Consider the following 19,377-nt stretch of genomic DNA (forward strand, 5'->3'; position numbering starts at 1 on the left):
ATGACCGACCAGGTCCGCCTCGACCGTGACGGCGGCCTCGCCGTCCTGACGATCGACGCTCCGCCGTTGAACCTCTACACGGCCTCCCTGCAGTCTTCGCTGGCGTCGGCGATCGATTCCCTGGAAGAGACGCCCGCGCGAGCACTGCTGATCCGCGCCGAGGGCAAGATCGTCAGCGGCGGTGTGGACGTTTCGCTGTTCGACGCGCAGGGCTCGCCCGCCGAGGCCAAGGTGCTCTTCGACGAGATGCTCGCGGTGCCGGACCGGATCGCGGCGCTGCCCTTCCCGACGGTGTTCGCCGCCCACGGCCTGTGCCTGACCTGGGCGTTCGAGGTCGCCGTGGCGTGCGACATCGTCCTCGCCGCGTCACGCGCGAAGTTCGGGCTGGTCGAGAAGGTCGTGGGGCTGACGCCGACCATGGGCGGCACCCAGCGGCTCGCCGCCCGCGCGGGCGTCGGGCGCGCCAAGGAGTTCGTGCTGACCGGCGACACCTACGACGCCGCGACCCTCGAACGCTGGAACGTCGTCAACCGCGTCCTCCCCGACGAAGGCTTCGACGACGCGGCCCGCGCTTTCGCCCAGCGGCTGGCCGACGGCCCGACGCGCGCCCACGCGGCGACCAAGCAGGTCCTCGACCACTTCTCCACCGGGGGCGTTCCGGAAGCCAACGCGCACATCACTTCGATCGCCGCTTCGCTGTTCGAGACCGAGGACCTGCGCAACGCCGTGAAGTCGTTCCTCGCCGACGGACCCGGGAAAGCGACCTTCTCGGGCCGGTGACACCTCCATCGGCGGTGTCGCGACGCTCGCCGCCGCGGCCGGTTCGCTGACCGCCACCCTGGCGACGAGCGGGACGACCGGCACCTACACCGTCGCGAACACCGGCACCGCGTCGGTGAGCAACACGGCGGCGGGCATCTTCGACGGCATCGACCTCGACCGGGAGTGGCCCGGCAGCGCCGACGGCCATCCCGACAACGGCTGACCCTCGGACTGGGGTTCAACGGGCGTGGCCGGCATGGCGAATGGCAGTCGGCGACCGGCGCGGCGCGGAGCTTCGCCGAGGAAGCGGGCACGCGCGGGTACGCGAACCTCGTGGCGAGCGTGCCGGCGTGGAAGATGTCGGGGGACATCGGGACGTTGATGAACGCGGTCACCGCGGGTCTCGGCTGATTCGTTCAGCCTGCTGAACGGAAATACTCGTCCGTTCAGCGGGCTGAACATTTTCCGGCTCTTTTCTTCACGAGACAAAGAAAGGGCTGTCCGGTTCTTGACGGGCGTTGGTCTGGACCATGACACTGTCCGCAGCGCGCTGCCCCGGACACCGTCGTCTCGAGGAGAGCCATGTCCCGCTTGAGAAAAGTCGTCACGCTCGCCGCACTGGTGCCCCTAGCCCTCGGCCTGGTCGCGACCCCGGCCCCCGCGGCACCGGCGACGTTCACCCACCCCGGCGTGCTGGTCAGCCGCCCGCAACTGGACTTCGTGAAGGCACAGGTGAACGCCGGCGCCCAGCCGTGGAAAGCCGCTTACGACCAGACCAAGTCGAGTGGGTACGCGTCGCTTTCGCGGACGCCGAAACCGCGCGCGGTCGTCGAATGCGGGCCGTATTCCAACCCGAACAACGGGTGTACCGACGAGCGGGAAGACGCGATCGCGGCGTACACGGACGCCCTGATCTGGTACATCTCCGGCGACGCCCGCTACGCGCAGAAAGCGATCGCGCTGATGGACGCGTGGTCGGCGACGATCACGAGTCACACCAACAGCAACGCGCCGCTGCAGACGGGCTGGGCGGGCTCGTCCTGGCCCCGCGCGGCGGAGATCATCAAGTACACGTACCCGAGCTGGCCCAATTCGGGCCGCTTCGGCACGATGCTGCGCACTGTGTACTTGAACAAAGTCATCAACGGCAGCAACAGCAACGGCAACTGGGAACTGTCCATGATGGAGGCCGCGGTCGGCATCTCGGTGTTCCTGGAGGACAAGGCGAACTTCGACAAGGCGGTGACCCGTTACCGCAACCGCGTCGCGGCATACGTGTACCTGTCTTCCGACGGCGCGCTCCCGAAGACGGTCCCCGGCAGCGGACTGTCCACGCGCGACCAGATCGTGAGCTACTGGCAGGGCCAGGCAACGTTCGTGGACGGCCTCACCCAGGAGACCTGCCGCGACTTCACCCACACGGGTTACGGCATCGCGGCGATAGCGGACGTGGCGGAGACGCTGCACATCCAGGCCCAGGACGTGTACGGAACGGACGTCGGCGAGCGCCTGCGCCAGGCGCTGGGGTTCCAGTCGAAGTACCAGCTGGGCACGGCGGTGCCGTCGTGGCTGTGTTCCGGTCACCTGAACCTCGGCTTGGGCCCGGTGACGGAGGTGGGCTTCAACGCGCTGCACACGCGCCTGGGCATCGCGATGGCGAACACGCAGACGTTGACGGAGCGCCAGCGCCCGGCGGGCTCGAACAACCTGTTCGTGGCGTGGCAGACGTTGACCCACGCCGGCAACACTGCGTGAGGCATCGCGATCCGCCTGCCCTGTTTCCGCAGGTCAGGCGGATCGAGGCCCCGCGTGCAGAAGGCTCGGGCGGGCACGCTAGAGTACTTCTCACGCACTCAGCGAGTGCGGGTCCGGGCTGTGGCGCAGTTTGGTAGCGCACTTGACTGGGGGTCAAGGGGTCGCAGGTTCAAATCCTGTCAGCCCGACCGGATAGGCCACGTTCACGCAGGTGGACGTGGCTTTTTTCATTCCCGAGGTAGCTCTGGACGCGACTCAGCCCCGGGGCTGCCCACATGCCCCGGGGCTGATCATCACGCCGCCATGCTCGCCAGCGCTTGGGTACGCCGGGCGTCGAGCACGTCCGCGACCTCATCGAGGCGGTCCGGGAACAGGTGGCCGTACCAGTCGTTGACCACCGCGATCGAGTCGGCTCGGTCGTCGAGGCCCAGGCGTTCGAGGGTTTCGGCGAGCCGGAAAGCCCGGCGGTCACCTCGGATGGCCTGCGCCCGGACCGCGGCCAGTAGTGCGAGCCCGGCCGGAATCGCCGCGAACACCCACAGCGCCGCGCTGCCGAACCGGCTTCGCCGGGCTCAGCCGCCGCCGGACGGCACTTTCGATGCGGTTTCTGCTCGCACGGCAACTGGTGAGGAGTGCAGGCTCACGGGTCTTCTACCGGAACGACGGACGGCTCAATCCACCCGTCGTGAATGGGGTGACAGGAGCCTTGCGTGCCGCACTCCGACCGTCGCGGGACACTGGCCGCGCGTCCGCTTGACTTGGAACTGCCTGGCGTCCCTGACGGCTCGGATCGGTTTCCCCCTGGGGCGAACCGCAATTCGCCCGGGGAACGGCCTCCTGCGTCAGGCCCGGACCCGGGTAAGCGCCGGAGACCCGCGCCGGTCAGGCCGGAAATGCGTAGCCCAGCAGGTGCTCGGTCGTCTGGCCTTCGCAGTCCGCGCTCGGCGAGATGAAGTGGTCGTCGCCGGCGATGCGGCAGCGAAACACCGGCCCGGTGCCCGGCTGCGGCGAGGTGTAGAGGAACCCGACCGGCCCGAGCGGCAGCAGACCGCCTTCGCAGCCCGGATCCTGGGTGAGCAGGTTGTGCGTGTTCACCTTGCACTCATACAGCGCGATCGTGCCCGGAACCTGCTCGCGGTAGAAGTGCCAGCGCTTTTCCACGGCGAACCCGGCGGGCAGCGCGCGGCTCGACGCCCAGTGCCCGCGACTGCCCGAGTACCCCCGGGTCACGGTGGTGTAGGGCAGCGTTTCGAACCCGCAGGACAGCTGCGGCGGATTGAGGTCGTTGCGGTTCGCCAGCGCCCACGTCGCCCACGCCGGCTTCGCGGCGCCCTGGGTGTCGTGCAGGCCCAATGCCAGCCCTGCAGCGACCTCGACCGGGTGGTCAGTCATCCGGTGGTAGACGTAGTTGCTGATCCCCGGCGTGCCCAGCACGTTGCGGAACGCCGTACAGATCGCGTTCGCCTGCGTCTGCGGTGACGACGGACTCAGCGAGTTGATCCCGCTCTCGGTCAGCTGGACGTCCCACGCGCTCGGCGTGCCGGGGAAGGTTGCGTGCAACCAACCGAGCAGGATCCCGACGTCGCCGTAGGTCACGTACGGGTAGTCGTCCGGGCCGAAGACCGCCGACCGCAACGGGTTCGGGTACGGGTGCATCGCAACCCGCCACGCCCGTCCGCCCGCGCGGGCGGCGAGCCCGCGCAACACGGTCGTCCCGGCGAGCACCGGCGCCGGACCGCCGGTGTGTTCCACCTCCTGGCCGAACTGGTGGTCCAGTGAGATCAGCACCTTGGCGTAGGGCTGCTCGGCGACGACCCGATCGTAAGCGCCGTCGTAGAGCGCGCCGATCTCGTCGAGCCAGCGATTCGTGTCACACGGCGCGTTCGCGCCGCAGCCGTAATCGAACCAGTCGTGCGTGTTGACCTCGTTCTGCACCACGAAGTCCGCCACTCGGCCGTGGCCGTGCAGGCCGTCGTAGCGTTGCGCGATCATCCCGGCGAACCGCGCGAAGTCGGCGGGGTCGGCGGGAGTGCAGAACTGCGGGCCGGACGCGGCCGAGCACGGCTTGCCGCCGAGCGCCCACGATGGCGTTCCGTACAGGACGCCGGTGACGACCAGCCCGCGCGCGGTCCAGTCGTGGATCGCGGAGTCGACGTCGGCGGGGACGGTGAAGCAGTGGGCGTCGTACTCCTGCTGCCCGTCGGCGCAGGGCGCGGCCGTGACCTGGCCTTCCCAGGCCGCCCAGACGAGGTTCATCGCGACGCCGCCGGTGTTGTTCCCGGCGATCTCGTCCTGGTTGGGCCAGAAGTCCGGCTGGATGGCCTTGATCCGGTAGTCACCGCGGTCCGGGTACGGCAACGGCACCGCCGCGTGCGCCACGGACGGTGCGACGAGGACGGCCAAGAGCGCGGCGGCGAGCACCGCTCCGGCTCGGCTGCGCAGGCGGTTCATCGAACTCCGTTTCCGGTTCGTCGGGAGGGCGACCGGTCCCAGCGGAAATGGGCGGGGACCGGCCGCTCGATCACAGGACTGCCGGGCGGCCCCGTCCGCAGGGCGCGGACGGGGCCGCCCGAATGCTCACGGCCGCAGGAGCAGGTAGCCGAGGGCGCCGTCGAGGTGGCTTCCTTCGCAGTTCGGATCGACCGAGTCGAAGTGATCGCCGTTCGGGACCGAGCACCGGAAGATCTGGGTGCTCGGGACACCGGCGGGTGGCTGCTGCCAGATGTTGCCGAGCAGCCCGTTCACCTGCCGGCCTTCGCAGTTCGGGTCGAGGGAGTCGAATTCGCCGCCGTTGTACCGGCAGCTGGTGAGCGGTTTCGTGCCTGGCTCGGCGTTCCAGGACAGGTAACCGAATGCTCCTTCGAACCGGTACCCGGACGGCAGGCCGCCGCCGTTGGTCGAATGGTGCCCGTCGCCGCGGTTGGTGCGGGACAGGACGGTCCGCGCGAGGAGGTAGCCGAGCTGTGCTTCGACCAGTTGGCCCTCGCAGTTCGGGTCGAAGGAGTCGAAGTGTTCCCCGGATGGGTTCTGCCGGCATCGGTAGATCGCGATGCTTTGTTTCCCGGCCGGCGGGTTCGTCCAGATCCAGCCGAGCGGCGCGACCTTGGCTTGCCCTTCGCAGTTCGGGTCGAGTGAGCTGAACTCGTCTCCGCCCATCATGCAGCTCGTCAGCAGCCGCGTGTCGGGCAGCGCGACCTGGGACAGCATCCCGAACGTCCACTCCGGACGGTACCCTGCGGGCAGGCCGCCGACGGTCGACCAGTGGTCGGCTCCGTTGTTGTACCGGGTGAACGTCGCGTAGCCGATGGTGTAGCCGAGCAGGTGCTCGACTCGCTGCCCTTCGCAGTCGGACGTGGTGGAGTCGAAGTGCTCGCCGGTCCCGGTCACCTGGCACCGGTACAGCGGCAGCGCGGGCTGGCTCGCGGGCGGCGTTTGGTAGAGGTAGCCGAGTGCCGCGACCTTCGCCTGGCCTTCGCAGTTCGGGTCGGTGGACAGGAACTCGTCCGATCCGGACATGCAGGCCATCAGTGCGACCGTGCCCGGATCCTGTACGCGGTCCAGCAGGCCCAGTGGCAGCTCAAACCGGTAGCCTGCCGGGACCGAGCCGACTGCCGAGTAGTGGTCCGCCCCGTTGGAGTACCGGGCCAGCTCGCCGTAGCCGGGGCCGTGGTTGGCCACCGACTGCGCGATCGGATCGATCGAGGACTGGTTCACCACGTTCAGGCCGGTGCAGTTGCCTGACCCGTTGCAGGTGTCCAGCAGGTCCGCCTCACCGCCGGAAACCTGGTAGATCGTGCCGCCTTCCACTGCGACGACCTTCGTGCCGTCGGCCGGGACCGCGTTCATGTGGTCTCGGGAGTCGACGCTCCATTGCGTGATGCTCACCGGGTTTCCGCAGTCCGCGTTGCAGTCCGACAGCCACAACGGCGAGCCGCCCACGATCTTGTAGATCGCGCCGGTCTCGGTGCGGACCGTGGTGCCGTCAGCCGGCACGGACCGCATGTGCTCGGTCCCGATGATCGACGCGCCGCTGATCCGGACCCAGCTCTGGCAGCCGAGATCACACGCGGACAGGTGGATCGGTGCGCCGCCGGCGAACCGGAACACGTCACCGGGCTCGTCGATGACGGTGGCACCGTCCGCGGGTACCGGGTTCATGTGGTCGAGCCCGATGATGGACGCGCCGCTGATCCCCAGCGGCTGACCGCAGTCGACCGCGCAGCTGGCCAGGTGGATCGGTGCGCCGCCGACGAACTTGAAGATGTCGCCCGGCTCGTCGACGATCGTCACCCCGTCCTGCGGGATCCGGGCGAGGTGGTCGAACTGGCTGATCACCGTGCTCGATACCCGGACCGGGCTGCCGCACCCGACCGCGCAGCTGGCCAGGTGGATCGGCGCACCGCCGACGATCTTGAAGATGTCGCCCGGCTCGTCCACGATCGTCGTGCCGTCGACCGGGACCGGGTTCATGTGGTCAAGCTGGACGATCGACGCGCCGCTGACGTGCACCGGGTTCCCGCAGTCCACCGCGCAGCTGGCCAGGTGCAGCGGGGCGCCGCCGGCGAACTTGAAGATGTCGCCGGGCTCGTCCTGGATGGTCGTGCCGTCGGCGGGCCGGGACCGCATGTGCTCGTTGTTCACGATGCTCCACGCCGTGATGGCCACCGGATTCCCGCAGCCGACCGCACAGCTCGCCAGATGAATCGGCGCACCGCCGGCGAACTTGAAGATGTTGCCCGCCTCGTCTTTGGCTGTCGCGCCGTTCGCCGGCGTCGCCGGCCCCGCGTCGATCACGCTCTGCTTGGTGGGCAACGGGTTCGGGCACAGGTTGGTGGCACAGCTGGAGACCCAGACCGGCGCGCCGCCCACCATCTTGTAGACGCGCTGTGAGTCGCGGGTCCACAGCACGGTGCCGTCGGCCAGCCCGTACACCGACGTCACATCCGGCGGCGGGCCACCTGGCGGCACGGGGCTGCCTTGCGGCGGGTTCGGATAGGAGATCGCGGTCATCATCCGGCCGGCGACCTGCTCACTGGTGAAGTCGACCCAGTCGGTGGAGCCGCAGCAGTCTGGGTACCTGCCGTGGACGCCGGAGTTGAAGGCGCCCTGGAGCAGCTTCCCGAACAGCACCTGCGGTGAGTCGCACACCGGGTCATTGAGAATGCACAGCTCGGTGGCGCGGTCGCGGATGTCCGGCGTCAGCCCGTTCCGGCCGAGGATCCCGCCGAGCTGCGGCCGGGGAACGCCCGCGCCATCCAACACCGGCAGCGACACGTTCGGCGTGTACTGGCCGAGAGGGTCGGACAGCAGCAGCACCGCACGCACGTGTCCGAGGTCGTAGCCGCCCAGGACGTTCACCGTGTTGTGGATGACCATGGCCCCTTGGGAATACCCGATCAGGCCGAACTTCTCGGCCGGGCACTTCGACGCCAGGTACTGGATCGAGTGCACCAGGTTTTCGACGCCGGTCTGCACCGACGCGGAGAAGTTGCCAAGGTCGCTGATCGCCGTCGCCGGGTAGTACAAGGAGTAGAACTGGGTGTTCAAGTTCGGGTTGAACCCGCGCAAGTAGACCCTCACCAGCCCGTAGTACGGGTCCACGGTGCCGCCCATGCCGTAGGCACCCTGCCCGTCGACCTGGCCCGAACCACGCACGCCGATGATCAAGTTGTCGGAACAGTCCGTGGGCAGTCCCGGAGCGAGCGGGAAATCGGCCGGTTTGGCCGGTGCCGCGACTGCCACACCGGGCAGCCAGGTCACTGTCATGAGCAGAACTCCCAATACCGCGGCGAGTCTGCGCCATCTCGGTCTTTTCATCAGCTTCCCGCTCCAGTCCTTGCCTAGGCCGGCTGATACGTGGCGGGCGCCCGGTGTCACCGTTTTCGCGGAAATCGCGCAGGGATATGACTTACAGAAGAGCTGTTCCCGGCTGCTGGTACATTTCGCGCACCGGTTCTGGTCTGCCTTCCAACGGCTTTCGATCCCCCAAGATCACTAGTTCCCCAGAACGCGCCCGCCGGAGCCTGGCACAGCCCGCGACCGCGCTGCAAGGACTTCGAGCCTCATCGAAACCCTGGCGCCCGGCGGGCAGGGCAGCTAGCGTCTGTCAAGCGAGCGGGTGCAACTCGGTTGAAGCGGAGCTACTTGCGTCCGGCGGCCAGGCGGCCGTCGAAGGTGTTCAGTGCGGATGGGACCGGCGGACAGAAAGCGCTTACCATGCGTGCCATGACCACCGACCTGCGAGACCGGATCGGGCTGTGCTCGGTCACGTTCCGGGCGTTGCCCGCCCGCCGGGTCGCCCACGAGGCCGCCGCAGCCGGCCTGCGCGTCGTTGAGTGGGGCGCGGACGTGCACGCTCCGCCGCGGTCGGCGGACGTCCTGCGCCAAGTGCGTGCGCAGACCGCCGCGAGCGGGTTGACGACGTGTTCCTACGGCTCGTACTGGCGTGCGGGCGTCGACCACGCCGAGGCGTTCGAGGTCCTGGCCGAGGCCGCGGCCGCGCTCGGGACCACGCGGATCCGGGTGTGGGCCGGTGCCGAAGGGTCCGCGGACGCTTCCGGCGCGCTGCGCTCCCGCGTCACCGGCGCACTGCGCGAAGCTGCCACCATCGCCGCTGCTCACGGGCTGTCGGTCGCGCTGGAGTTCCATTCGGGGACGCTCGCCGACACCGCGTGGGAAGCGTTGCGGCTGCTGGACGACGTCGGTCACGACACGCTCTCCACCTACTGGCAGCCCCCGGTCGGCGAACCCGACGACCGCGCCCTCGACGGCCTCCGCCTGATGCTCGACCGCGTCAGCGCCATCCACGTCTTCTCGTGGTGGCCGGGACAGACCCGGCTGCCCCTGCACGACCGCGACCGGCTCTGGCGCCCGGCGCTCGAACTCGCCGCCCGGGCCGCGCCGGTGGACCTCCTCCTCGAATTCGTCCCCGGCGACGACCCGGCCGTGCTGCCGCGGGAGTCCGCGACCCTGCTGCGCTGGCTGGCCTGAAGCCCGCGGCCGGGCCGGGCCGCCGTGGATCAGCCCGCCGCGACGATCCGCCAGCGCTGGTTCGGGCTGCTGCTGCCGCTGTACTGGCCGAGGTCGGCGCCATCGGCGGTGCGGCCCATGCTGTCGAGGTACTCGCCGGTGCCGACGTTCCTGATGCGGACGTTGTCGGCGTCGGTCACCACCGTCCACTTCTGGTTGGCGCTGCCGCTGTCCGCGTACTGGCCGACCACCGCGCCGTTGGCCGTGCGGCCCGCGCCGTCGAGGTAGAGGCCGGTGGCGCGGTTCTTGATGCGCACCGCGTTCCCCGAGTTCTCGACCACCCACTGCTGCCCGTCGCCGCCGCTACCGCTCGACTGGGCCGCCGTCGAACCGCCGGCCGTACGCCCCAGGCCGTCGATGTACAGCCCGGTCGCGGCGTTCACGATCTTCACGGAGGTGCTGCCGCCGTTGCCGATGCCCCACGCGTACCGCAGCCGCGTCAGCCCGGACGGGTTCACCAGCGACAGCTTGGTCCCGGCTCCGGTTCCGGTCCTGGTCGTCATGCTGTACCAGTCGCCGTCGCGCAGGCCCGGCCAGTAGACGCTGCCCATGCCGAGGCTGCGCAGCTTTTCGCTGACGCCGCGGACGTAGTCGGCGAAGAACGAGCCGCTCGGGATGCTGTAGTCGATCGCGTTGTAGTGGACGCCGTTCTTGGTGCCGGGGCCCATCGGGGCGCCCCATTCGGTGGCGACCGTGCGGTCGGCGTACGCGCCGATGGAGCCCGCGATGTGGTTGGCCCACTCGGTTTCGCTTTCGTAGCCGGCGAAGAACGAGTAGTCGTGCACCGCGAGGAGCGTGCCGTCGAGCCGGCTGTCGCCGCCGACCGCGGGGACGTTCTGGGCGTCGCCGGTGCCGTCGAGGATCACCCGGCCGCGCGGCACGCTCGGGTACCGGGCCAGCCAGTCGCGGTAGAAATTGGTCAGATCGCCGGCGTTGTAGGCGTACGGCTCGTTGATGACCTCGAAGTAGGCGTTCGGGTTGGCGCCGTACTTCGCGACCACCTTGTCCCACATCTGCTGGAACCCGGCCACGCTCGCGGGCTTGCCGCCGCTGTACGCCCAGTAGGCCAGGATCACCCGGCCCTTCTCCAGCGCCTTGTCGATGGCGCCGGTGTACGTGGCCCAGTAGCCCGAGACGGTCGGTTCGTTGATCGGCAGCCGGACCGTGTTGGCCCCGGTCATCGCGTACATCTGGCCGATCACCTGGTCCGCGGTCGCGGCGGCCGAGGAATACGTGTCCCCGGAACCGAGCCCGGACACGTAGAGCACGCCGTTGACGAAGTTGTCCCGCTGGTCGGCCCAGTTGACGCCCCGGAACCCGGCGGTGGACGCCCCGGCCGGCTCCGGGCCGGCGGTCAGCATCCCGCCCGCGAGCACGAGCAGGACCAGCAGTCGCACGGCCGCAGAAAGCGTTCTCCGCGCCGCGGTGCGATTCGACGATTTCACTGGCTCATTCCTTTCCGGCGGTTGTCCGGTACTCGTAACAGAGGCACCGGCGGTGAGCCAGGACAGCGAAACGAAACGCTCAGAATCGGTCAGGGAAGAACATCCGCCGGCCGATCATCTTGACGGCGTCGGTGCAGCAGGCGACACTCGCCGTCATGCGCCGTCGCCTGTCCGCCCTCGCGCTCGCCGTGGCCACCCTGGCCGGGATGTGCGCCGCACCAATGGCTTCCGCGGCACCCCGCCTGCCGGAGCGGCCCCGGCACCAGATCACGTTCGACAGGTATTCGCTGCTGCTGGACGGGCGGCGGCAGTTCGTCTGGTCCGGGGAGTTCCACCCGTTCCGGCTGCCGAGCCCCGGCCTGTGGCGGGACGTGCTGCAGAAGCTGAAGGCGAGCGGGTACACCGCGGTGTCGATCTACTTCGACTGGGACTACCACTCCCCCGCTCCCGGCGTCTACGACTTCACCGGCGTGCGCGACATGGACCGGCTGCTCGACCTCGCGCAGGAATCGGGCCTGTACGTGATCGCGCGGCCCGGGCCGTACATCAACGCGGAGGTCTCCGGCGGCGGCTTCCCCGGCTGGTTGTCCACCCAGACCGGCAAAGCCCGCAGCGACGCCCCCGACTACCTCGCCGCGGCCGACGAGTGGCTGACCGCGATCGACCGGGTCATCGCCCGGCACCAGTACGTCGACGGGCGCGGACCCGTGATCCTGTACCAGATCGAGAACGAGCTGGCCGCCACCGGCACGTCCCAGCGAAACTACATCGCGCACCTGTACGACAAGGTGCGTGCGGACGGCATCGGCGTGCCGATCTTCCACAACGACAAGGGACGCAACGGGATCTGGGTGCCGCCGAGCTCGGGAGTGCCGGGCACCGTGCCCGGCAAGGTCGACCTGTACGCCTGGGACACCTATCCCGGCGGCACCTGCCACACCGACGGCACCCCGGGCAGCCCGAGCACCGCACCGGACTGGGGGCTCTACGGACCGGGCGGGGCGAAAGGCGGCGCGAGCGCTTCGCCGGACACGCCCGGGTTCACCGCCGAGTTCGGTGGCGGCTGGTTCGACTACTGGGGCAGCAACGGCACCTACCCGTGCACCGCGGTGCGCGAGGGCCCGGGCTACGAGCGCGTCTTCTACGGCACCAACATCGCGAACGGCCTGAGCATCCAGAACTTCTACATGACCTTCGGCGGCACTTCGTGGGGCTGGCTGCCCGCGCCGGTGGTCTACACCTCGTACGACTACGGCGCGGCCGTCGACGAGGCTCGGCAGCTGCGCCCCAAAGCGGCGACGATGAAGGAGCTGGGCTACTTCCTGCAGGCCGTCCCGCCGATCACCAAGCAGGACAAGGCGGATCCCGTCACGCCGACCTCGACGGCCGTGAAGGTCTACCACAACGTCAACCCCGACACGAAGACTCATTTCTACGTGCCGATGCACGCCCCTTCGAACGCCACGACGAACGACACCTTCACCTTCCCGGTGTCCACACCGGACGGTTCGTACACCGTTCCGCAGGCCGGCACGCTGCGGCTGAACGGTCAGGACGCCAAGCAGCTGGTGGCGAACTACGACCTCGCGGGCCAGCACCTGGTGTACTCGACGTCGGAACTCATGACCGCGGTGGCCGGGACCGTGCTGCTGCACGGGCGGCCGGGCGAAGACGGCGAGACGACGCTGCGCTACGCCCGGGAACCGAAGGTCGAGGTGCTGGCCGGGACCGTCGCCGCCACCTGGAACGCCGGCGATCTACGCTTGAACTACGTCCACAATGGACTGGCCAGGGTGCGGATCTCCGGCGGCGGCCGGCCGCCGGTCACGCTGCTGCTCGCCGACGACGCCACCGCCGACACGTTCTGGCGGCAGGACACCGCGGCCGGGCCGGTGCTCGTCCGCGGGCCCGCGCTGCTGCGCACCGCGCGGTCGTCCGGCGGTCTCCTCGAACTCACCGGCGACACCGCGCAGGCCAGTGCACTGGAGGTGTGGGGCCCCGGCGCGGCGGTCACCTGGAACGGACGGTTCGTCCCGGCCCGCCGCACGCCCTCGTCGAGCCTGCTGGCGACGTCGCCGCTGCCCGGCCCGGACGCGGTCCGGCTGCCGACGCTGACCGGCTGGAAGCAGGCACCCGGGTCCCCCGAAGCCGCGGCCGGCTACGACGACACGGCGTGGCGCTCCGCGGACCTCACCACCACCGCGAGCACGACGAAACCGCCGGCCGGGCAACCGGTGCTGACCGCCGACGACTACGGCTTCCACACCGGCGACGTCTGGTATCGCGGCCACACCCGCGGTGCGGTGCCGGCCCGGCTCGGCTTCACCTACGGCGGCGGGGGCGCCGGAATGCTGCAGGCGTGGCTCGACGGCCGGTACCTCGGCCAGCACGTCTTGCCGAGCGCGCTCGCCTCCCCGCCGACGACCGGCACGGCGGCCTTCGACGTCCCGGAAGACCTGCGCGGGGACGGCGACCACGTCCTGTCGGTCATGGTGCGTGGCGACGGGCGCACCGAGGACGGCGGGGTCAACGACGCCCACAAGGAAGGCCGCGGGCTCATCTCCGCGTCCCTCACCGGCGTCGCGTGGAAGATCCGGGGCGGCGTCGCCGATCCGGTGCGGGGCCCGCTGAACAACGGCGGCCTCGACGGCGAACGGGCCGGCTGGACCCTGCCCGGCTACCCCGATCGCCGCTGGGCCCCGGCCGAGGTGCCCACCACGACCGCGGCGCCGGGCACCACGTGGTACCGGACCGGCTTCACCCTCGACGTTCCCCGGGGTCACGACGCGTCGCTGGGCCTGACCATCGGCGACCCGGCCGTGCCGAGGTCCGGCGGGCACTACCGGGCGCTGGTGTTCCTCAACGGCTGGAACCTGGGCCAGTACATCGCCGACGTCGGGCCGCAGCACACGTTCGTGCTGCCGACCGGGATCCTGAACCCCCACGGGCCCAACACCCTCGCTCTCGCCGTGACGAGCGACGGCGGCCCCGGCAACGGCCTGGAACCGGTGGCACTGACCAACCTCGCCACGGTCCGCGGCGGCGTACCCGTCAGGCTGGTCGATTCACCAGGCTACCGGCGCTGAATCGGCGGCGGCGCCGCAGGATTCGCGCACCACGAGCGTCGGCCAGAGCTGGACGCGGTGGACCGGGCGGTCGGCTCCTTCGGCGAGGCGGGCCAGGGCGAGTTCCGCGGCCAGTGCCCCGAGCCGGTGCTTCTGCGGGCGGACCGCGGTGAGCGGCGGGTCGGACACCGCCGCGACCTCGTCGTCGTAGGAGACCACCGCCAGTTCGCCGGGTACCGCGATGCCGCCGTCGCGGGCCCGCTCGATCAGGCCGATGGCTTCGCGGTCGGAATGCACCAGCAGGGCGCGGACGTCCTCGCGGCGGCAGCGGTCCAGCACACCGTCGTAGACCCCGGCCCAGTCCGGCGAGCCGTACGCCGGGACGTCGAAGTCCACGCCGGGTTCCTGGCCGAGCGACTCGATCGTCTCGCGCCAGCCGGTGCGCAGTGCGCGGCTGGTCGGGCTGGACCGGGACGTCACCAGGCCGACCCGGTGGTGGCCCAGCGACACCAGGTGCCGGACGGCCAGCCCCGCGCCGAGGGCGTGCGCGGTCGTGACGGCGTCCAGCGCGAGGGTCGGCAGTTCGGGCGGGGGCAGGCGTTCCACGAGGATCACCGGCACGGGCAGGGAACCCAGCCAGCGCAGCAGGTCCCGGGCGCCGCGGCCGCCGGTGTCCGGGGCGGCCAGCACCGTCTGCACGCCCCGTTCGAGCAGCTTGCCGACCTGGCGGCGGTCCTCCGCGGCGTCGTAGCGCGACGCCCGCAGGACCAGCCGCCCGCCCGCACCGGCCACTGTGGACTGCGCGCCCTGGATCACCGGCGGCCAGTAGTACTCCACCGACGGCGCGACCATGCCGATCAGCGCTCCCGGCGCGCTCCGGCCGGGCTCCGGCTGCGCGCCCCGCGGCCGGGCGAGGGTGACGCCGCCGTGGACCCGCGTCAGCAGGCCGCGGTCCGCCAGGTCGGTGACGTCGCGCCGGACCGTCACGGAACTGACGCCGAGCCGGCCCACGAGGTCGGCCAGCCGGACCGTGCCGTGCTGGCGCAGCAGCGACAGGATGATTTCGTGCCGTTCGGACGCCAGCATCACGGGACGCGCTCCAGCCGGACGCGGACCGGGCCGGCCCGCACCACCAGCGTCAGCCGGCCCAGGCGCTCGCCCCAGGCCGCGCGCAGCAGCGGGTCGTCCAGCTCCCGGTACTCGAATTCCGGGGTGGCGGACAGGGGGTCCCAGCTCAGCCGCAGCACCGGGGAATCGCCGTGTGAGACGACCGCGGACCCGGCACCGACCTCGACGTCTCCGGCGAGCACGTAGCGGAGCAGCCCCGTGGCGCCTTCGTCCTCGACGAGAACGCAGGCCTCGTCGCGGACCAGCCGGACGGTCCGGATCCACCGGCGCACCACCCCCTCCGGGTACGCACCGGCGAGGTCGGCGGACAACCCCGTCGCGGCCGCGGTGAGCTCCACGCGGACGTCCCGCGCGCCGTGCTCCGAGCCCGGTTGCTGCGGCGCGCCCGGCTCCGGCACGTTGTGCCACTCGCTGCGCAGTGGCCACGCCCGGTAGCGGTCCGGGCCGAAGCTGGCCGCGGTGTAGGTCGGCTGGCCGACGTCGGCCACCACGGGCACGCCGTCGACGGCGACCCAGAACGACCCGACGTCGAGGTGGTTGTGCCGTTCGCCGTTGTGGCCCGCCTTGACGGCCACCGTCAGCCCGGCCGGCGTCCCGGCCGTCTCGCGCGCGACGACCACCTGCACCCGCGGCAGCCATTCCTCGCGGGCGAACCAGGTTCCGGTGGGCTCCTCCCCCACGGCCCGGCGCCACCGCGGATCCGCCAGTCCCGCGAGTGCCCGGCCGAGCCCGGCGGCCGGCCACACGAGCCGCCCGCCCGCTCGCGCGCGACTGGCCGCATGGGCGCGGACGTCGGCGTCGCCGAGCCGCTCACCCCAGCGGTGGAGCACGTGCCACGGCTGCGCGGCCGGCAGGCGCGCGGGCGCGTCCCCGGCGTTGACGTAGGCGGCCCCGCCCAGGTGCATCCGGTGCGGGAAGCGGATCAACGGCGCCAGCACCGGGAGGTCCCGGGCGTCGAGGCCGGTCGCTTCGGCCAGGAGGTCGAGCGCTTCCAGCAGCCGGCAGGCGCCGTGCCACCAGTAGGCGACCCCTTCGTCGATCCCGCCGTCGTCGGGCAGCACGGCGACGTAGTGGTCGAGTCCCTCGACGACCAGCCGGACCAGCCGCAGGCGCCGCTCGCGATCGGGTTCGAGCAGGAGCGCGGCCGCGAGGACGGCGTGGTGGATCCACGGGTTCCAGTTGTGGGCGTCGCCGTGCAGGCCGAGCCAGTGCCAGTCGCGGACGCGCTCGAACGGCGTCAGGACGCGGCGGTCGGCTTCGCGCTGTAAGCGCTTTCTCAACCCCGGCGCGCGGGCGTCGAAAGCCGGGCCGAGGACGTGGTCCGCCCAGGCGAACAGCGTCACGACCTCGGCCGCGCCCAGGTCGAGGAACGGCTCGTCCGGGTCGGCCAGCACCTCGCCGCGCCCGGCGGCGAACCGCTCGTGCGGCGCCCAGCACCATGTGGTCGTCTCGGCCAACGCGACCAATCCGTCGATCGCGCCGTCGAGGAACGGCAACCCCTGGTCCAGCACCGCGGCGAGCACCAGCAGCGTCACGCGTTCCCGCAGGTCACCGGCCGCTTCTTCGTACTCGGTCCGGACGCCGTCGCGGAACGTCCGCGCCCACGCCGTGGCCGTCAGGACCGGCGCCGGGCGGGCGAGCACCGCCGCGGCCTCGGCGAGCAGGAGTTCGCCGTCCACCGCGTCCCAGACGGCCCGGTTCCGCACGTCCGGCACCGATTCCGGCGCCCGCAGCGGCACCGGGGAACCGTCGAAGAGCGCACTCAGCCGACCGCGGAGCGACATGGGCCTCCCTTGCGGTTCTGATCGCTTCTGATCGAATTTGTCGTTAATTGTTGACTCGAACTATGCCACACGATGGAGTGGCCGACATCACTCTCACGGAGGAGCAATGACGCTTCGGGGTCCGGCGGCCTTGTCCCGCCGAGGTTTCCTGGCCGGGTCGGCCGGTCTCGCGGCCGCAGGCCTGCTCGGCGGCTGCGCGTCGCCGACGACGGCGTCCGGCGCCACGCGCGTGCGGATCTGGTCCTGGCTGACCGGGATGGACAAGTACGTCGCCGCGTTCAACGCGGCGCAGCACGAGGTGGCGGTCGAGCTGAACGTGATCGCGTCCGGTCTGAAGGGCGGGTACGCCCAGCAGACGAACGCGCTGCGCGCGCACAACGCCCCGGACATCCTGCACGCCGAGTACCAGGGCCTGCCGCAGCTGCTCACCACCGGCGGGCTCCGCGACCTCACCGCGGACCTCGCCGACCTCGAGCCCGGCTGCTCCCCCGCGGCCTGGCAGGGCGTCCGCCCCGGCGGGCGCACGTGGGCGGTCCCGATGGACCTAGCGCCGATGGTGCTCTACTACCGCAAGGACCTCTTCGACCGGCACGGCATCCCGGTGCCGCGGACGTGGGACGAGTTCCGCACCGCGGCTCAGGCCGTCCGCGCGGCCGACGCGGCGGCGCGCATCACGACGTTCCCCCTCAACGACGGCTCGTTCTTCGCCGGGATGTGCTGGCAGGCGGGCGATCCGTGGTGGCGCGTCGACGGCGGGGCCTGGCGCGTGAACGTCGACGGCGAAGGCACCCTGCGCACCGCGGACTACTGGCAGCGGATGATCGCCGACGACCTGGTCGCCGCGGTGCCCACCGGGGACCAGGGCTGGATCGGCGCGATGCACCAGGGCCGGCTGTGGGGGCTGCTGGGCGCCGCCTGGAGTGTCGGCACGCTCGGCAAGTCCGTGCCGCAGGACAAGAACCGCTGGGCCGTCACCACCATGCCCACCTGGAACGGCCAGCCCGCCACCGGCGTGCAGGGCGGCAGCGCCTTCGCCGTCTCGGCCGAGAGCGACGTGCCGGCCGCGGCGGTGCGGTTCCTGCGCTGGCTGAGCACCGATCCCGCCGTGGCGAAGATCGGCACCACCTTCACCACCCCGTTCCCCGGCTACCTGCCGAGCCGGGCCGTGGCCGAAAAGGCGTACAAGGGCGGCTATTTCCTCGGCGACCCCGTCTACGGCGTGCTCGACGAAGCCGCCCGCCGCGTCCCGGACTGGACGTGGGGGCCGAACGCGCTGGGCCTCTTCTCCACCATCGCCGACCACCTGGGCGGCGTGAAGACCGGCAGCACCACCTTGACCGCCGCGGTCCGGCAGACGCAGGCGGACGCCGTCGCGAACCTCCGGTCGCGCGGGTTGACCGTGCTGGAAGGGACAGGGTGATGACCGTCCTCACTCCCGAACGGACCGTGAGCGCCCCGGCCGCTCCCACGGACGCCGGGCGGCCGCGGCACCGCCGTGGCCGCGCCGGGCTCGCGCTGGCGGCACCGTTCGCGCTGCTGCTGACCGGCACCGTGCTCGTGCCGATCCTCTACGCGCTGTACCTGAGCCTCTTCACGGACCGCCTGTCGGGCCTGGGATTCTCCGGGCCGCACCAGGTGTTCGTCGCGCTCGGCAACTACCTCGACGTCCTCACCGACCGCGCGTTCCACGCCGGCCTCGGCAACGTGGCGCTGTTCGTGCTGATCCACCTCCCGATCATGCTCGGCATGGCGCTGGTCCTGGCCCTGCTGCTCGATTCCGCCGTGGTGCGGCTGCGGCGGGTGTGGTCGCTGGCGATCTTCCTGCCCTACGCCGTTCCGGTGGTGATCACCGGGCTCGTCTGGGCCTACCTGTACAGCCCCGGCTCCGGCCTGTCCGCGCTGCTGCCGTTCGACCCGCTGGGCAAGAACGGGATCCTGCCCGCGATCGTCAACATCGCCACCTGGCAGTGGGTCGGGTACAACATGATCATCTTCTACACCGCGCTGCAGGCGGTGCCGCGCGACGTGCTCGAGGCGGCCCGCGCCGACGGCGCCGGGCAGCTGCGGACCGCGTGGTCGGTCAAGGTCCCGATGGTGCGGCCGACGCTCTTCGTCGCGCTGGTGTTCACCGTCATCGGCTCGCTGCAGCTGTTCACCGAACCGCTGGTGCTGCGCGGTTTCACGGGTTCGGTGACGAGCTCGTGGTCGCCCAGCCTGTACGTGTACGAAGCCGCGTTCGTCGAGGGCGACTACGGGCGGGCCGCCGCCGCGTCCGTACTGCTCGCCCTCGTTTCGGCCCTGCTCTCGGCGCTGGTGATGCGCCTGTCCGCCCGGAGGTCGCGTTGATCCACTCCCCCGCCGCTTCGACATCCGAGGCTCCGCCTCGGGCCGGGGGCTCCGCCACCCGGA

At 71.0% G+C, this 19,377-nt stretch carries 12 protein-coding genes and 1 tRNA gene; 7 read left to right on the plus strand and 6 right to left on the minus strand.

Annotated elements, in window-relative coordinates; translation table 11 throughout:
• From OG738_RS36090 to OG738_RS36105, 3 genes are all read left to right on the plus strand, one after another.
• Positions 1-780: an enoyl-CoA hydratase/isomerase family protein gene (locus tag OG738_RS36090; protein ID WP_329047706.1), complete on the plus strand. Its 780-nt coding sequence runs from the start codon at positions 1-3 to the stop codon at positions 778-780.
• 564 nt (positions 781-1,344) lie between these two features.
• Positions 1,345-2,517, plus strand: coding sequence for an alginate lyase family protein (locus tag OG738_RS36100; protein ID WP_329047708.1), 1,173 nt, complete (start codon positions 1,345-1,347; stop codon positions 2,515-2,517).
• 114 nt (positions 2,518-2,631) lie between these two features.
• A tRNA-Pro gene (locus OG738_RS36105) sits at positions 2,632-2,705 on the plus strand.
• A 105-nt stretch (positions 2,706-2,810) separates the two neighbouring features.
• Here the strand turns inward: OG738_RS36105 and OG738_RS36110 are convergent.
• From OG738_RS36110 to OG738_RS36120, 3 genes are all read right to left on the minus strand, one after another.
• Entirely contained in the window at positions 2,811-3,053 is a 243-nt protein-coding gene (locus OG738_RS36110) for a hypothetical protein (RefSeq protein WP_329047709.1), read from the minus strand.
• Between the two features lie 346 nt (positions 3,054-3,399).
• On the minus strand, positions 3,400-4,968 hold the full coding sequence (locus tag OG738_RS36115) for a DUF5722 domain-containing protein (protein ID WP_329047711.1): 1,569 nt from the start codon (positions 4,966-4,968) through the stop codon (positions 3,400-3,402).
• A gap of 126 nt (positions 4,969-5,094) precedes the next feature.
• Positions 5,095-8,283: a cutinase family protein gene (locus OG738_RS36120; protein WP_329047713.1), complete on the minus strand. Its 3,189-nt coding sequence runs from the start codon at positions 8,281-8,283 to the stop codon at positions 5,095-5,097.
• 459 nt (positions 8,284-8,742) lie between these two features.
• Between OG738_RS36120 and OG738_RS36125 the strand changes: the two genes are divergently transcribed.
• Positions 8,743-9,507, plus strand: coding sequence for a sugar phosphate isomerase/epimerase family protein (locus OG738_RS36125; RefSeq protein WP_329047715.1), 765 nt, complete (start codon positions 8,743-8,745; stop codon positions 9,505-9,507).
• A gap of 29 nt (positions 9,508-9,536) precedes the next feature.
• Here the strand turns inward: OG738_RS36125 and OG738_RS36130 are convergent, their stop codons facing one another.
• Positions 9,537-10,943, minus strand: a complete 1,407-nt coding sequence (locus OG738_RS36130; RefSeq protein WP_329047717.1) for an RICIN domain-containing protein — start codon at positions 10,941-10,943, stop codon at positions 9,537-9,539.
• A 203-nt stretch (positions 10,944-11,146) separates the two neighbouring features.
• On the opposite strand from OG738_RS36130, the gene OG738_RS36135 reads away from it, so the two are divergent.
• Positions 11,147-14,077: a beta-galactosidase gene (locus OG738_RS36135; protein WP_329047719.1), complete on the plus strand. Its 2,931-nt coding sequence runs from the start codon at positions 11,147-11,149 to the stop codon at positions 14,075-14,077.
• Here OG738_RS36135 and OG738_RS36140 read toward each other — a convergent pair.
• Both OG738_RS36140 and OG738_RS36145 read right to left on the minus strand, forming a co-directional pair.
• On the minus strand, positions 14,057-15,142 hold the full coding sequence (locus OG738_RS36140) for a substrate-binding domain-containing protein (protein WP_329047720.1): 1,086 nt from the start codon (positions 15,140-15,142) through the stop codon (positions 14,057-14,059). The two genes, OG738_RS36135 and OG738_RS36140, sit on opposite strands and share 21 nt — an antisense overlap.
• Positions 15,142-16,968 (minus strand): heparinase II/III family protein, encoded by a 1,827-nt coding sequence (locus OG738_RS36145; RefSeq protein WP_329047721.1) that lies wholly within the window; start codon positions 16,966-16,968, stop codon positions 15,142-15,144. The genes OG738_RS36140 and OG738_RS36145 overlap by 1 nt, the downstream gene beginning before the upstream one ends.
• Positions 16,969-17,074: 106 nt before the next feature.
• On the opposite strand from OG738_RS36145, the gene OG738_RS36150 reads away from it, so the two are divergent.
• Both OG738_RS36150 and OG738_RS36155 read left to right on the plus strand, forming a co-directional pair.
• Entirely contained in the window at positions 17,075-18,388 is a 1,314-nt protein-coding gene (locus OG738_RS36150; protein ID WP_329047722.1) for an extracellular solute-binding protein, read from the plus strand.
• Positions 18,388-19,314 carry a carbohydrate ABC transporter permease gene (locus OG738_RS36155; protein WP_329047723.1) on the plus strand — a complete coding sequence of 309 codons (927 nt, stop codon included), beginning with the start codon at positions 18,388-18,390 and terminating at the stop codon, positions 19,312-19,314. The genes OG738_RS36150 and OG738_RS36155 overlap by 1 nt, the downstream gene beginning before the upstream one ends.
• Positions 19,315-19,377 lie beyond the last annotated feature (63 nt).

Source organism: Amycolatopsis sp. NBC_01488, assembly GCF_036227105.1.
Lineage (GTDB): Bacteria > Actinomycetota > Actinomycetes > Mycobacteriales > Pseudonocardiaceae > Amycolatopsis.

Excerpts from the sequence above, each read along its gene's own strand:
- OG738_RS36090 (WP_329047706.1), top strand. The coding sequence starts at position 1 with ATGACCGACCAGGTCCGCCTCGACCGTGACGGCGGCCTCGCCGTCCTG.
- OG738_RS36100 (WP_329047708.1), top strand. The coding sequence starts at position 1,345 with ATGTCCCGCTTGAGAAAAGTCGTCACGCTCGCCGCACTGGTGCCCCTA.
- OG738_RS36115 (WP_329047711.1), bottom strand. The coding sequence starts at position 4,968 with ATGAACCGCCTGCGCAGCCGAGCCGGAGCGGTGCTCGCCGCCGCGCTC.
- OG738_RS36120 (WP_329047713.1), bottom strand. The coding sequence starts at position 8,283 with ATGACAGTGACCTGGCTGCCCGGTGTGGCAGTCGCGGCACCGGCCAAA.
- OG738_RS36125 (WP_329047715.1), top strand. The coding sequence starts at position 8,743 with ATGACCACCGACCTGCGAGACCGGATCGGGCTGTGCTCGGTCACGTTC.
- OG738_RS36135 (WP_329047719.1), top strand. The coding sequence starts at position 11,147 with ATGCGCCGTCGCCTGTCCGCCCTCGCGCTCGCCGTGGCCACCCTGGCC.
- OG738_RS36140 (WP_329047720.1), bottom strand. The coding sequence starts at position 15,142 with ATGCTGGCGTCCGAACGGCACGAAATCATCCTGTCGCTGCTGCGCCAG.
- OG738_RS36145 (WP_329047721.1), bottom strand. The coding sequence starts at position 16,968 with ATGTCGCTCCGCGGTCGGCTGAGTGCGCTCTTCGACGGTTCCCCGGTG.
- OG738_RS36150 (WP_329047722.1), top strand. The coding sequence starts at position 17,075 with ATGACGCTTCGGGGTCCGGCGGCCTTGTCCCGCCGAGGTTTCCTGGCC.
- OG738_RS36155 (WP_329047723.1), top strand. The coding sequence starts at position 18,388 with ATGACCGTCCTCACTCCCGAACGGACCGTGAGCGCCCCGGCCGCTCCC.